A 15,071-nucleotide genomic window follows, 5' to 3' on the forward strand; every position below is an offset into this window, starting at 1 on the left:
CTATAATATAGTAAAAAAGAACGAAGGCAGATTTGTGAAATAATGAGAGAAGTTTGAAAAGTTAGGCGTAATGCCTATGAATAAGAATATTTAGAAGCTTCGGTTAATTTTAAATAGTAAATTGGAACTATAATGACTATAAAAAGATAAACACGTAATAGTCATTATTAATACGTTTGAAGCGGAAATCTGAATTTTAAAAAGTAAATTTAAAAAATATGAAAGAATAAATAAGTAGGGGAGCAAGCTATGAATCCGGTAAATATAAAACAGTTATGGCAGTTTTCAAAGATCCCAAATATTGAGGAGTCGAACTTTAATAAAGTTTTAGAGAAATTTTTTAATTTAAGGATTCCGGGCTTAACACGTGAAAATACACAAAATGCACTAGACGGGCGCCTTCTTGATTTTGATAGACCCGTTATTTTAACTATTAATACAGGTACGATAAAAAAAGAAGACATCCCGGGTATTGATGAAGTTATTGAGCGTATTTCATGTCTAAAAGGACGCAACAGTTATACAAAAGAAGCGATTGGACATATGCGTAATAAAATGGATCAAGATGAAGTGGGGTATATTTCTTTCGAAGATTTCAATACGCGAGGTCTAAAGGGTGCCATAAATGGTCAAAGTGAATCAAAGGAAGATACGTGGGCGATTTATGCTTACAACAAGGGGGTTCACTCAGAAGAAGAGGATGAATCAGTAGAAACGTCACGCGGTGGCTCTCACGGAGTTGGGAAAATTGCTTCTAATGCAGCATCTGATTTAAACCTTATGTACTTTGCCAATTGCGATGCAGAAGGGAACCAGCACCTTGGTGGTACAGTACAGCTGATCGAGCATACGTACCATGACCAAAGTTATCGCTCATCTGGCTATTTCACAGATATTGAGATCCTTGGTGATAAAAAAACGAAGTTCTATCCATTTGATAATACGTTCCACAAAGTATTCGAGAAGAAAACGCGTGGTTTAAAAATTGTTATTCCCTACCTGCGTGATGAGTACAACAATGAAAAAGAAATTATTAAGAGTGTTTGCGATAGCTTCTTTATTTCGATCCTTCAACAAAAGCTAGAAGTTGTAGTCAATGACAAAAATATTACGTCTAAAACGATTAAGGATTATGTAGAGAATCCAGATTATTTTGTGCAAGAAATAGGAGAAATGAAGAATGAATTTACACCTTTATATGTAGGTACGTATTTAAACCAAGAGCCAAGATCATTAAATGTATCAGATGGTATGAATGATTATCAGTTCAATCTTTATTTCCGTTATGATGAAGCAATTCCTAAAGGCCGGATGGCAATTGTCCGAACGATTGGTATGAAAATAGAAGACAAGAAAATAAAAGGGAATGTGAATAAGCCATTCAATGCAGTATTAATCGGGGGCGCAGCAGAGGATGGTTACTTAAAATCATTAGAAAACGAATCACATACAGAGCTTTCCTATGAGCATATTAAAGATCCGAAGCTTCAAAAGCGTGCGAAAAAATTTATAAACAACCTATCTCGTGAAATTTCTAGCATTATCGAAGAAGCAATCAAGAAAAATAACCCAACAGATGGGCTGATGAATACAAAGGATATTTTGTATGTTGTGGAAAACCAGTTTAAACGGGATTTATCAGACTCAATTGCAACCGTTAAGATCAATAAAGGTAAGTCACTTGTGAAAATGACAACAGATGTTCCAAAAAAGAAGAAAAAATCAAAAAGTGCTACAAAACCTGGCGAAACACGAAAAAAGATAAATTACGTAAAGAGAGTGAATCGCCAACTAACTGTAGAAAATGAAAGCGCTCAAGAACCAGAACGTGATAAATACATTACGCACCCAGATATCGTTGAGCGTTTAATAATTGGGAATAATGAAATGGTCCATTTTGATTTTAAAGAAAGTAAAGAAATAAATAAAGAGCACTCATGTAATATTTCATTATCAATTATTGATGGTATGGGAGTAGAGTATACGGATGAATTTAATCTTCATGAAAATTACAGCCGTGTTATTGATGGCACTACCGGTAAGGTTTGTAAAGTTGAAAACAATATCATTAAAGATGTTGCCATCATGGAAGGTGTATCTAAACTTCAATTAGAGTTAAAAAACAATTTCAATAAAGCTTTGAAATTTGTTTACTATGTAGAGGTGTAACATGATTTATAAAAAGGACGCAAACTTCCCATATCCATTATTAACAAATACATCAACAAGTTATGAAAGCAGTCAATTTACTTTAGATGTCCAATTACAGGAAAATGTAAGTAATTATCGTTTTGACATACAATATGATATCTCTTCGGAGTTTATGAATCTATTACTAGAAAAAGGAAAAGCACAGCTTATTTTAGTTATTCAATCAAAGGACAATAAGTTCTATAAACTAAGTCCGCAGGACACGTTCATTGAAATTCCAAAGTCACGTATTTCTGTCAGCAAACGAACATCTATCCAGTTACACCTTCAATCGAAAACGGATATAAATTTTAAAGACAATGATGATCTAAGCGGCATTTACCAATATTATAAAGATAACATCGTTGTACCAAAGCATTCAATTTTAGGATTCTCAAACATTGAGATATTTGAAGGAAGTTACGAAAAACCATTAGAATTATTTGAGAAGAAAGTAGATCCGAATTTATTAAGTGATGTCAAAATTGAACTTGGCAGTGAAACAATTATTATTCATTTTAAAAATGAACAGTTGCAGTTTAATCATTTGCCAATGAGTAATACATTAAATAATCCATATATTTATATGGGACTTCAAAAGGCGCTTCAAAGGTTTATCGAAATTAACGGAGATGACGGAGAAGTAGATCTAGAGCAACTCGAAACACCAATAGATCCATTGGACTTCAAATTGTATAATTTAATGAAGAAAAAGATGATTAATGAAATAAGAATTGATACGATTGACGAAGTCATTTATGCCATTTCGGATAGAATCATAGAGAAGTTTACTGCTGCTGTGAAGGGGCTAAGTTCAAATGGAAATTAGACTGCTTAAAAAAGGATATAAAAACAACGAACAGTTTTACAAGGATTTTTTAGACGATCAAATTAAGTATAAAGACGATTATTTTTCGGGGGATGTTGTCTATATAGACGAAGCGCCTGATTTCCCGATTTACTTGGCACAACGAACCGAAAAAGATCGAAAAGAATTGTTCCTGGAAGCGTTTGATGTACTGTCGCGTACCTATTTAAAAACCGATCGTGATCTTCACTTTGAAGAGGTATTTTGGCATTCCTTACTCACTGTAAAGAAGCGGGATAACTTGCTAGAGCAATACCCACAAATTGCAGATGGCATCAATCATTTTAACAATATAGTTTTAAAGGATTTTAACTGGGAAAGCTATATTTATAAATGTGTCCTTGGTGCTCAATATATTAACGATGCGGTGTCAGATAAAGCGGAGCGTATACGTTATTACGAGTTGTTAATTGATAATTTAGATATGTACAACTACATTATTAAATATGAAATTTTCCGCAATGATCGTTTCTTATTGAATATTTTAGACATTATTGACGAACTGAATGTCTCAAAAGTGATGAAGTCGAAAATTATCGGGCGTGATGATCTAGGAAAAGATGAGCGTGTTGGCCGACGTGTCATTTTCGAATTTAATAAAAGCTATCCGGTCATTATGTCACCCATGATTGAAAAGGAAGATTTAAAAGAGTTCTTCTTAACATATTTAGGCTACTATTATGACATTTCGTCGTTACAGGCAACAGTTTAAAATAAGAATTCCTAGAGAAGCCAAGTGATTTTCGATTTTCTTAGACTATTTATAATGGAAAAAGCACTTATATGTGTCGCCAAAAAATTAGGCAATGTAAAAGACTTCAAAGGATAACGAAGAAGACGAACTAATCGTAAAGGCTGCCTTGACAGCTGGCAGAGGCACGGTAGATGTATTAGTAATAAAGCAGGACTGTAATTAATCTCTCCAGTGAAGACCTCTCATGTAGAAATATGATCTTGTTAATGACGTAAATTTAAAAGGAACCTTTTTATTGACCAAACAGAATGGTACCATATGCAAAACGAATATGCCTGGACCAGTACTAGCAGGAAAAGATAGAACAACAATAGAGGAGATGCTAAACTACCACCTTAGAAAAGCGATGGATCAAAAACAAATACTCGAACCATCAAAAATTGATGCAATAGACGTATTCTTAACTTCAATAGGAGCAGCATCCATCACAGGTGAAGAAATTGATGTTACAGGTGGTATCTAATAATAAGTTAGATCTTCCCATATACTAAAATGAGTACGAAAAGATCGGAAAAGAGCATGATTTCAATTTAAATCATGCTCTTTTTTTATTAATTGATTTGAAATCTACTAGCCCTTCCAATCAATGTTACTTAAATTAGAACGTCAAAAGAAATAATCAATTTTGAAAAAAGTGAATTCTAATTTAGATCGTTTCTGTTAAATTTTTTATAGTCATTTTAATTGATGGAGATACTCGCCATGTAAAAAGTGAAAGAATCTGTACCAGTTGCAATAAGTAATAGTTTACAAATAAAGGTGAAAATTTCAAATATAATATATAATGGTACTTATATAAAATGGTTTCTTTCATTTGAATTAACCATGAAAATTTTCATTACTTTATATATTGTTTCAATATTAACAATTATTTATGAATTAGTAATTGTTAATGATTACACATTACTCTTTCATTATCACATGTCTACACAGACGAACCTATTTTATTTTCATTCGATGAATATTCAGGGAGAAGTATGTGTAAAAATATTACATAGATATTTTTGGAGGGAAAAACATGTCCATAGTTATAGAGAATTTACACCAATCTTTAATAATCAATCCTTATATTGAAGGAAAACGGAAGCTCAGAATCCTTTCCGGATATGCTTCTCCCACCTTTGTTCATCACATATTATATGCATTGGAAAATATAGAAATTGAACTTATTATTGGTATGATAAAATATGATCCCATTACAATTTGGGAGCATAATGAATATATAAAAATGGCTGATAGTACAAAACGTTTAGAAGTGAAATATTATATGGGGGATAAACCAATACATTCTAAGGTATTGTATTGGGAAGCAAATGGTATTCTTGATGAACCCTTAGCTTTTATAGGATCTGCAAATTTTACTAGGAATGGGTTTGTAAATTATCAGGAGACTATGGCCTCGGTTGAACCAGCAGAAGCTTTGACTGCCTTTCCTATTGAAAACCTGTTGAGTTTTAAAACTTCTTCTATTGAGGAATTAATAAACTTTACCTATCAAGTTAGACATACTACAAGTATTGATACATCAGCAGTTGCACAAGTTGTAAGAAACACCAAGCCATGTGTAGATTTACTGTTAACTACAGTAGATAACCCCCGTAAAATACATACTACTGGAGGATTGAATTGGGGACAGAGGCCTGGTAGGGAACGTAATCAAGCTTATATTCCTGTATCAAAGAAGTTACATAATGCTAATCCAGGTTTCTTCCCAAAAAATAAAGAAGAATTTACCCTGTTAACCGATGATGGAGAAAACTTTGTTTGTGTGATGGCCCAAGAAAATAATAAAGCACTAGAGACTTGTCATGATAATAGTATTCTAGGTAAGTATTTTAGAAATAGATTAGGCGTGCCTTTAGGAGAGTTTGTAACTATAAAACACCTGGATGATTATGGGAGGAATTACGTTACAGTATATAAATTAAATGATGAGACATATTTTATGGATTTTAGCTAAAAATCAGGAGGGTAAATAATGTTAAAACAAGTGAAAAGTAGGGTTAATAAGCTTGCAAGAGTTCTAAGAGACGAAATTGACGAAGAAGGAATCAATCAAATTATTGATACAGCCGAACAAATAAATGAGAAAATTGGCTTAGTATCTGACGGAAATGGGCAGGGTCTGTTGTTTGGACAAGTGCAGAGTGGCAAAACAAATAATATGTTAATGACAATAGCTAAAGCTTCTGATAATGGCCATCGTTTATTTGTAGTTTTAACTTCTGATAACTTGTGGCTATATGAACAAACATTAGAACGTGTTCAAGAATCGCTTCCTGGTTTATTAACATTAGGAAAAGATTCATGGAATGTGGATTCTATGACTAGCAGAGTAGAGACTGCCTTAAAACATACTGGGGTTGTACTAGTTGCAACTAAAAATAGTAGGATACTACCAAAAATGAAGGAATTTATTGAACAGCACATCTCTAATAATCTAAGAGCAATAATTTTCGATGACGAGGCAGACCAAGCTAGTTTAAATACTTTAGCAAATAGTGATAAAGATGAATTAAGCAGAATAAATGGAGACATAGTTGATATAAGAAATTATTTTGAAAGACATGTTTTCATACAAGTGACCGCAACACCACAGGCTTTATTTTTACAAGGAGCTAATACGACATTTAGACCAGATTTCACTATAATTTTCAAGCCCGGTAAAGGCTATGTGGGGGGAGAATCGTTTTTTGAGGAGAACTCCCACACAATGAGATTATTTCAAGATACAGAAATAGAATCCCTAATGAATGGAGAAAACTACGAAAATATACACAATGGGTTAGCCATCCCGACTGGATTAAGACAAGCCTTATGTACGTTCTTTATTGGAGCAGCATTAAAAATCTGTGAAGGTGAAGGAACAAACTATACTTTTTTATGTCACGTTAGTCATAAACAAGATGACCATAAACGGCTAGAAACAATAATCAATGGATTTATTACAAAACTTACTTTAGCTCTTCATGAAGATGATATGCCCGAGAGGGAAATTGTATATGGTTATCTACATGAAGCGTATCTAGATCTGAGTCAAACAAATGAAAATCTACCTTCATTTATAGAGATAGTTGAGGAAGTAGCTGAAAACATTACAAGTACACAATCACAATTACTTATTTCTGGGAGTCATTTTAAACGACCAAACTATAAATCTCCGTTTAACATTTTAATTGGTGGAAATAAGCTGGGGCGGGGAGTAACTATAAAAAGGTTGCTAGTAACATATTATGGCCGCACAAGCCAGGCACCGAAATTAGATACAATATTACAGCATGCAAGGATGTATGGTTATCGTAAAAGTGATCTTGGAGTATCAAGATTCTTTACAACCAATACAATATGGGATGTATTTAAGGAAGTATATTCTTCGGAGAAACGATTAAGAGATGTCATAGAAAAATCAAACCCAGATGATTTACAAGCTCTTGTCCTCTCGAGAACCAGTCAATCGATACTACGCCCAACAAGATCCAATGTCCTTTATGTTGACTCAATACTTTTCTATATGCCAGGAAAAAGATATTTTCCTAGATATCCTATGGAGAGTCATGTTGAAATTCTAGATGATGTCCTTAAACCGTATGAGAACAAAAAAGATTTGACGTTAGTTAAAATTCAGGACCTAATAGAGATTCTAAATCTAACAAAATCAGAAAAGACTGAAGGAGGAAGCTGGGATGACGAGGCAATTATAGCTTGTTTAAAAAACATGAAAGAAATGTATAATAATCAAGGCTACATTGCTGTCCGTACTGGTAGGGATATCACGAAAGGATCCAGATCAATGCTTTCTCCAGATGATAACACATTATTTAATGGAGCTGGTCCTACCTTAACCATTTATAAATATAATGGTAAGGAGGAGAATGGTTGGAATAACAAGCCTTTGTGGGTCCCTAATTTAAGATTCCCCGATGGTAAAACGTATTTCATGTTTTCTACAGTGGATATAACATCGGAGAACTAATTTTTGCGGTGTTAAAAGGAGTTAACATTTAAAAAAAATTTTAAAAATTATTTGGTAATATGTTACAATTAAACGTTATTTAAATTAAATGACTTTCTTGTTGGGCTTCATGTATGTTAACCTTAGCTAGGATATTTTAAATTCAACATCTAACTCATACTGCTGAATCCATTCCCTTTTATAAAAGTTGTGCAATTGGATTAAGTAGTTCGAAATAGCTGCATATGTTCGGTTCATGAGTTATACTGTATATACAAATAATGAACGAACAAGAGGTGTTCAACATGAAATTTATTAAAGGAGAATTGTTCTGCGGTCCTGGTGGATTATCTTTAGGAGCTAAAATGGCAAAATTCACTACAGGCAGTGGTGAGGTATTTGAAGTTGTTCATGGGTGGGCTAACGATAATCATCCATCAACATGTGAAACATTTCGAAGTAATATTTTGTCTGAAAGTGATGATCCTCATAGTGTAATTTGTCAAGATGTTAGGGAATTAGATATTGAGGCCTTACCAAAGATAAACGCATTTGCTTTTGGATTTCCTTGTAATGACTTTAGTACTGTAGGGGAATCTCGCGGTTTGGAAGGTAAATATGGTCCGCTTTATTCATATGGCGTTAAGGTATTACGATATCACCAACCAGATTGGTTTATTGCTGAAAATGTAAGTGGATTGCAGAGTTCCAATGATGGTAGTGCTTTTCTTCAAATTCTTAGCGAATTATCTGAGACAGGATATGTACTTACTCCACATCTGTATAAGTTTGAGGAATATGGAGTTCCACAGGCAAGACATAGAGTTATTATTGTAGGAATACGCAAGGATTTAGATGTGACTTTTAGAGTCCCGGCACCAACCACTCCAAGTAAAGAGGAATGGAAAAGTTCTAAGGAAACTTTGGAAAACCCTCCGATTCCATTAGATGCTAAAAACAATGAAAGAACTACACATAAAGAGAAAGTTGTTAGGATGTTAAAATATATTAAGCCTGGAAAAAATGCATGGAGTGAGGATATACCTGAAGATTTACGTTTGAACGTTAAAGGGGCTAGACTTTCTAATATATATAAGCGTTTAAATCCAGAACTACCAGCATATACTGTCACTGGATCAGGTGGTGGTGGTACACATATGTATCACTACTCAGAACCGAGGGCTTTAACAAATAGGGAACGTGCAAGATTACAAACTTTTCCTGATTGGTTTGTGTTTGAAGGAAAAAAAGAGGATGCAAGAAGACAGATTGGTATGGCGGTGCCCCCTGAAGGGGCTAAAGTTATTGTCGAAGCTATTTTAAAAAGTTTTGCTGGTATAGATTACTCTTGGATTGAACCGAAATGGAAAGATTTGTTGAGTATAGAAAAAGCACGTGATAAGAAGAAAAGAACTGCAAAAATAATTGAAACCGAAAACGGTCAATTAATGTTTAATAAAATGAATTAGTTACCTTAATAAAACTCTTCCTAATAGGAGGAGTTTTATTTTTAAAGATTAAAGGAAAAATGGTGTTAACCTTTCTGACTAAATCGATTATTAGCCCCTAGTTTTCACGGCGAAAGACTCATAATCGGAAGTAAGAGTTAACTTTATCTATATACAAGGAAATAATTTTTTAGATTTAGATGATTCGAAACTTTATTGGTGTAAAATAGTATTGCAAATGTTAGATTCATATTCTATTTTTTATAAATAACGCAGAGATTTATATAGCAGCAAAAACTGCCTCAGTTCTTTTTCCTAAATGCTTATACAAATATTAAGGTATCGTCCTCTTAATATCTAGAGTAGATGGCAACATATCAGACAGTCTTGATATACTTCAATGTAAAAAATACATTGAAAAAGCTGATCGACCTTTATAGCTAGTTGTATTATATGCCTGATAAAAATGAGATTCTACATGTATTACAATTATAAATAATTAGTATTTTTCAGGAAGTGATAGTATGACTAAGATAGAAGATACAGAGATTTCAATTCCAAGTGCAGCTCCACTAATAGGGTCACTGCGATCAATTGGATATGATTTAGAGACAGCAATTGCTGATATTGTAGATAACAGCATTGATGCAGGGTGCAAAAATATTGATATTACAATGAATTGGGATGAAGATGGAAGCTTTATCCGTATAGTAGATGATGGGTCAGGAATGGACAGGGAATCATTAACTGCAGCTATGAAATTAGGATCTAAAAATCCTCAATCGAATCGCAACAAGAGTGAGCTTGGGCGCTTCGGGATGGGGTTAAAAACAGCTTCTTTCTCACTCGGAAAAAGGTTGACTGTCTTAACCAAAAAAAACCAAACAACCAATATTAGATGCTGGGATTTAGATTATATTGCAAAAGAGAATAAATGGGAGATATTTTTGTTCCCTCGGGATGAAGTATCTATTGAAAGATTAGGGGATATAGAGACGGAGTCAGGTACAGTTGTTTTGATTGAACAATTAGACAGAGTAGTGAAGGAGCCCTTTTCAACGGCCAAACAAAAAAGTTTCTTCAATAAGATTGGCAAAGTAAGAAGTCATCTAGGGATGATTTTTCATCGTTATTTGAGCAGGATTGATAAAAAGATTTACATATCTTTAAATGGAAATTTAGTTGAGGGCTGGGATCCATTTTTTAATAAATCTTTTGCCACTCTAATCAGACCTGTGGATCAATATATGATCTATGACAGCCCTGTAAGTGTACGTATTTCTATCTTGCCCCACTTTTCCAAATTAACAGAACAGGAGTATGAGCAGGCAGGCGGGCCAAAAGGCTGGAGCGCTCAGCAAGGATTTTATATTTATCGCAACAAACGGATGCTGATCAGCGGCGGCTGGCTGGGTTTATTCAACCGAGAAGATAGCGCCAATTTAGCCCGTATCGAGATCGATATACAAAATGATGCTGATTTTGAATGGAATATTGATATCAAGAAGTCTAAAGCAACGCCGCCGTCCGAGATGAAAGCTATATTGGAGAAAATTGGTGCAGAAGCACGAAGATTATCACATGAAGTTTATTACCGCCGTACCGTGACAGGTGTTGGAGGAAGATCAACATTACAGCTTTATCAAGATGAATATTTATGGGAGCAAGTATCCAAAAACTCAGGTGTTCATTTCCGGATTAACAAGAAACATACTCTTCTGAGAGAAATTAGAAAAGAACTTGATGAAAAACTGAACAATAAATTAGATTACTATTTTTTACTTCTTGAAGAATATAGCCCTGGCAACTTGTTCGCCTATCCTACAAAAGCGGAAGAAAAGTATATCGAGCTTGATAAGGAACAGCAGCAAAATGTGCTTCAAATTACACAGTTGCTTAAAGATACTACAGAAAATAATCAAGACATAATAATCCAGCATATTTTGTCTTTTGAAACGTTTAGTAGCATTGATCCTAAAGAGTTAAAGAAATTCATTGTAGAAAACTGGTAAGGAGGGCTACAAATGATTGACGTTCTAAAAGATATAGTGTTAAGAATGATCGAAAAGCCATTAAATGACGGAGTACAACCAAATATAGTTGTGCCGCCAGCTGTTGAACAAGCGATTGCTCTTCCGATGTTTGTATCATTAACTGAGACAGATAAACAGCGTGCTATCGATGAGTTGATTACAAGTTTAAAACCAAGTGCTCAAAGTGGAGCTTTATTAGCAAACAAAGATGATGTGAACCATAAAGCTTGGTACAAAGAAAAGAAGGAACACATTGAATTCAATTATTGGAATCGATACCGGAAATACTTGTTACAAAAGAAAAATTGGGCTTTGGATGTTGTAAACAAGCTGGATGATTCTACTGATACAATTTTAGAGCTTTTAGAAGATCCTATGGAAAAAGGTCGCTCTTTTGACCGCCGAGGATTGGCTTTTGGTTACGTACAATCAGGGAAAACTGCCCATTTTACAGGACTAATTAACAAAGCTTTTGATGCTGGATATAAATTAATTATTGTTTTAGCAGGGATGCATAATGATTTGCGTACACAAACACAAATGCGCTTAGATGCTGAAGTACTGGGTTATGAAAATAGTGTTAAGCATACCTCGCAAAACAAAGAAAACCGTATTGGTGTAGGTACACTGCCAGGCCACTACATCTTAGAAGTTGATTCACCCACTGACCGTACTGAACAGGGGGATTTTCAATCTACAAGAGCCCTAACATTCAATAAACAGATTATGGTTATTAAGAAAAATAAAACTGTGTTAGAGAAATTGTTGAAAGCCTGTCAGAGGAGTCCACAGGCATTATATGTATCAGAGGAAGACAGTGAAGGGAAAAGGGGATATAAGATTATACATGATGTACCAATTCTCATTATTGATGATGAGGCAGATCAAGCTTCAATTGATACATCAAATATATATGATGAAAACGGTGAAATTCTAGAAGAGTATGATCCGAAAGCTATTAATAGCTATATACGTCAAATCTACAAAACGTTCAGTCAGCGTGCTTATTTGGGGTATACTGCCACACCGTTTGCGAATGTATTGATTAATCAAGATGCTGTAACAGAAATGCATGGACAGGATTTATTTCCTCAAGATTTTATAGTTAACTTGCCAAAAGCATTTAACTATGTGGGACCTGCAGAATACTTTTTGAAAACAGACGGGGATACGGGCAAATTACCCTTTGTTAGAGAGATTAATTATGATGAAAATTTTGCACCTTATCCGCATAAAAAAACATTTGAACCTGTTAAAATTCCGGACACACTTAAAAAAGCAATGTATTCTTTTATTTTATCGATTGCACTTCGCCGTCATCGCGGGCAGGAAAAAATGCATAACTCTATGCTGATACATGTTACTCGATTTAAAGACGTTCAGGAGAAAATCAAAGTACTAGTTAGCGCTATGCGAAAGGAGATTTTAGAAGACGTCGAAAATGGTCAAGGACGAGGCGAGCATTATAAAGGAATTAAAAAGCAATTTGAAGATGAGTATAATGCACAAAAATTAAATGCGATTCAAAAAATGTTTCCGGACCAATTCGATGATTACTTTACTGCGGAATGGTCCGAAATTAATCCTTTAATTTTAGGTGCTATCAAATCTATTTCGGTCATGAGTATTAATGGAAATAGTGCGGATGTTTTGGAGTACGCTGATTACGAAGACAAAGGGTTAAATGTCATCGCTATCGGCGGCGATAAACTTTCAAGAGGGTTAACGCTTGAAGGACTGACAGTAAGTTATTATTTAAGGGCTAGTAAAATGTATGACACACTTATGCAAATGGGCAGATGGTTTGGATTCCGCCAAAACTTTTTAGATGTGTGCCGTTTATATACTACGAAAGACCTTGTCGGCTGGTTCCAGTACGTAGCAGAAGCAACAGATGATCTAAGGGCGCAGCTTGATTATATGGCTGAAATTAAAGCAGAACCGAAAGAGTTTTTATTGCGCGTGCGTTCCCACCCGAACTTGCTGATCACAAGTCAGAATAAAATGCGCTCAGCAAAACAAATGAAGGTAAATTACAGCAATGAGTTGGTTCAAACGACAGTATTTCCAATTGATGATGAACAATTCTATAAGCAAAACTATTCAGCTGCGCGTGCATTAATCGAACAGGTTAATGAAAAGTATGAAATGAATCCGCAAATAGATATGCGAATTGCAAAACTAAACTCTAGCCACTATTTCTGGACGGGCGTCGAAGCTCAGCCAATAATTGATTTCTTAGAGCAGTATCAGACTGTATCAAGTGCAACAAGGGCAGACAGCAAGTATATCGGGAGGTATGTAAAAAGCTTAAGTGAAGTAGGAGAACTTACAAATTGGACGGTTGTATTAATTAATACAGGCGGTGAAGAAGAGGTATTTACAAGTAGTATTTCTCTTCAAAGAGGTATTAAACGGACAGGGATAGAAGATAAAATTCATAATCATTTAACATCTCTTAAAACTCTTATTTCAGGAGACCATGTGTTTTTCGATTTCTCTCAGAAAATGGCTGAACAAGCAAAGGAGATAAAGGGGAGAGACGAGGTTGAAAAGAAAGCAAAAGGGACAACAGCTTTAAAGATCCGGGCTTTGCGTAAGCCAACAGATGCGTTGCTTATACTATATCCTTTTAATAATGAAATTAATGGTGTCAGCAAATTAGTCGGTGATCTCACATATGCTAATAAAAGCAAGCCATTCGCCTTTGCGATTTTAACACCTGAAACTTCATCTGAAGAAGCTGAAGTTGATTATGTAATTAACGAGTCAATTGTAATTGAAAAAGATGCAGGTGCAGAGTATGTATGAATTAAAGAAGATTTTTGACCATCTAGCTTCTCTGGAAAGAGAGCTAGATGAAGCATATTTAATTCAGGAAGTGCTTGATTTGGGTGTAACCAGTGTTCTCGCAGGTTTAGACGCAGATCATAAGCGATGCGTAATTATCCCTATCAAATTACCAATAGAACGTACGGAGTATGATCGCTTTCCCAAATGGAACGGATTATCGATTGTACAGGAAAAACATGTGAATACTCTCGCGAATGGTGAGAAAAGATGGTTTTTAATATTCAAAGAAAATAAAAAGTTTGCGAATATTAATGATGAGATCATAATTCATATTTTTGAAGACATTTGCAAATCAGTCCAAACCGAAATGGTCCTTTCGCGAATTTTTGATAAAATTAGAATAGTGTTAAGGAAATGGGAAGATTTCTTTCATAAAATAGAAGGGAATCCAATTTCCAAGCAAATATTACAAGGATTGTTTGGCGAACTGCTTTTTTTGAAGCACCTTTTAATCGAAAGGGAAGAAAGTCAGCAAATTCAAATTTTAAACGGCTGGTATGGAATCGATTATGCTAAAAAAGATTTTCAATATAAACAAAAATTTATTGAAATTAAAACGTCAACTCAGCAAAAGCCATATTCTGTACGTGTATCGAGTGATACACAATTGAAAAAGCCGGATGATTATCAATTATATCTATGTTGTTTCATGCTGGAGGTAGATATTCAGCTAGGAAAAACAATTAAGATGCTTATTGAAGATATTGAAAGCCTTCTTTTAGATGATGTAAAAACATTGTTTAAGCAAAAACTTATGAACATAGGCATAATTGTGGACCTGCTGGACAACAGCTTACTAGATTTCTTTATAGTGCGTGATACATTGGTTTATGAAATTACAGAACAATTTCCAATAATCAAATCAAGTGAACTGCCAAGTGCAGTATTTAAAATTGAATACTCCTTAGCATTGGATCAGTGTGCGGATTTCAAGCTGGGAATAAATCGATTACTGGGAAAAATTGAGGTATGA

Annotated in this window: 10 protein-coding genes; all 10 read left to right on the forward strand. The window is 34.5% G+C overall.

The window, feature by feature from the left end:
* Nucleotides 1–249 precede the first annotated feature (249 nt).
* The 10 genes from ACFRAK_RS23820 (at nt 250) to ACFRAK_RS23865 (ending at nt 15,071) form a co-directional block, all read left to right on the forward strand.
* Nucleotides 250–2,169, forward strand: coding sequence for a hypothetical protein (locus ACFRAK_RS23820; protein ID WP_394572632.1), 1,920 nt, complete (start codon nt 250–252; stop codon nt 2,167–2,169).
* 1 nt (nt 2,170) lies between these two features.
* Nucleotides 2,171–3,019: a hypothetical protein gene (locus ACFRAK_RS23825; protein WP_394572633.1), complete on the forward strand. Its 849-nt coding sequence runs from the start codon at nt 2,171–2,173 to the stop codon at nt 3,017–3,019.
* Nucleotides 3,009–3,770 carry a hypothetical protein gene (locus tag ACFRAK_RS23830; RefSeq protein WP_394572634.1) on the forward strand — a complete coding sequence of 254 codons (762 nt, stop codon included), beginning with the start codon at nt 3,009–3,011 and terminating at the stop codon, nt 3,768–3,770. The genes ACFRAK_RS23825 and ACFRAK_RS23830 overlap by 11 nt, the downstream gene beginning before the upstream one ends.
* A 277-nt stretch (nt 3,771–4,047) precedes the next feature.
* Nucleotides 4,048–4,275: a Rossmann-fold NAD(P)-binding domain-containing protein gene (locus ACFRAK_RS23835; RefSeq protein ID WP_394572635.1), complete on the forward strand. Its 228-nt coding sequence runs from the start codon at nt 4,048–4,050 to the stop codon at nt 4,273–4,275.
* 555 nt (nt 4,276–4,830) lie between these two features.
* Nucleotides 4,831–5,772, forward strand: coding sequence for a restriction endonuclease PLD domain-containing protein (locus tag ACFRAK_RS23840; protein WP_394572636.1), 942 nt, complete (start codon nt 4,831–4,833; stop codon nt 5,770–5,772).
* Nucleotides 5,773–5,790: 18 nt separating this feature from the next.
* Nucleotides 5,791–7,785 (forward strand): Z1 domain-containing protein, encoded by a 1,995-nt coding sequence (locus ACFRAK_RS23845; RefSeq protein WP_283898373.1) that lies wholly within the window; start codon nt 5,791–5,793, stop codon nt 7,783–7,785.
* A gap of 284 nt (nt 7,786–8,069) precedes the next feature.
* Nucleotides 8,070–9,233, forward strand: a complete 1,164-nt coding sequence (locus ACFRAK_RS23850; RefSeq protein ID WP_394572637.1) for a DNA cytosine methyltransferase — start codon at nt 8,070–8,072, stop codon at nt 9,231–9,233.
* A 503-nt stretch (nt 9,234–9,736) separates the two neighbouring features.
* A complete protein-coding gene (locus ACFRAK_RS23855) occupies nt 9,737–11,224 on the forward strand; it encodes an ATP-binding protein (protein ID WP_394572639.1) in 1,488 nt (495 codons plus the stop codon).
* Between the two features lie 12 nt (nt 11,225–11,236).
* Entirely contained in the window at nt 11,237–14,056 is a 2,820-nt protein-coding gene (locus ACFRAK_RS23860) for a Z1 domain-containing protein (RefSeq protein ID WP_394572641.1), read from the forward strand.
* Nucleotides 14,049–15,071: a PD-(D/E)XK motif protein gene (locus tag ACFRAK_RS23865; protein ID WP_394572643.1), complete on the forward strand. Its 1,023-nt coding sequence runs from the start codon at nt 14,049–14,051 to the stop codon at nt 15,069–15,071. The genes ACFRAK_RS23860 and ACFRAK_RS23865 overlap by 8 nt, the downstream gene beginning before the upstream one ends.

Source organism: Peribacillus sp. NPDC056705 (genome assembly GCF_043656335.1).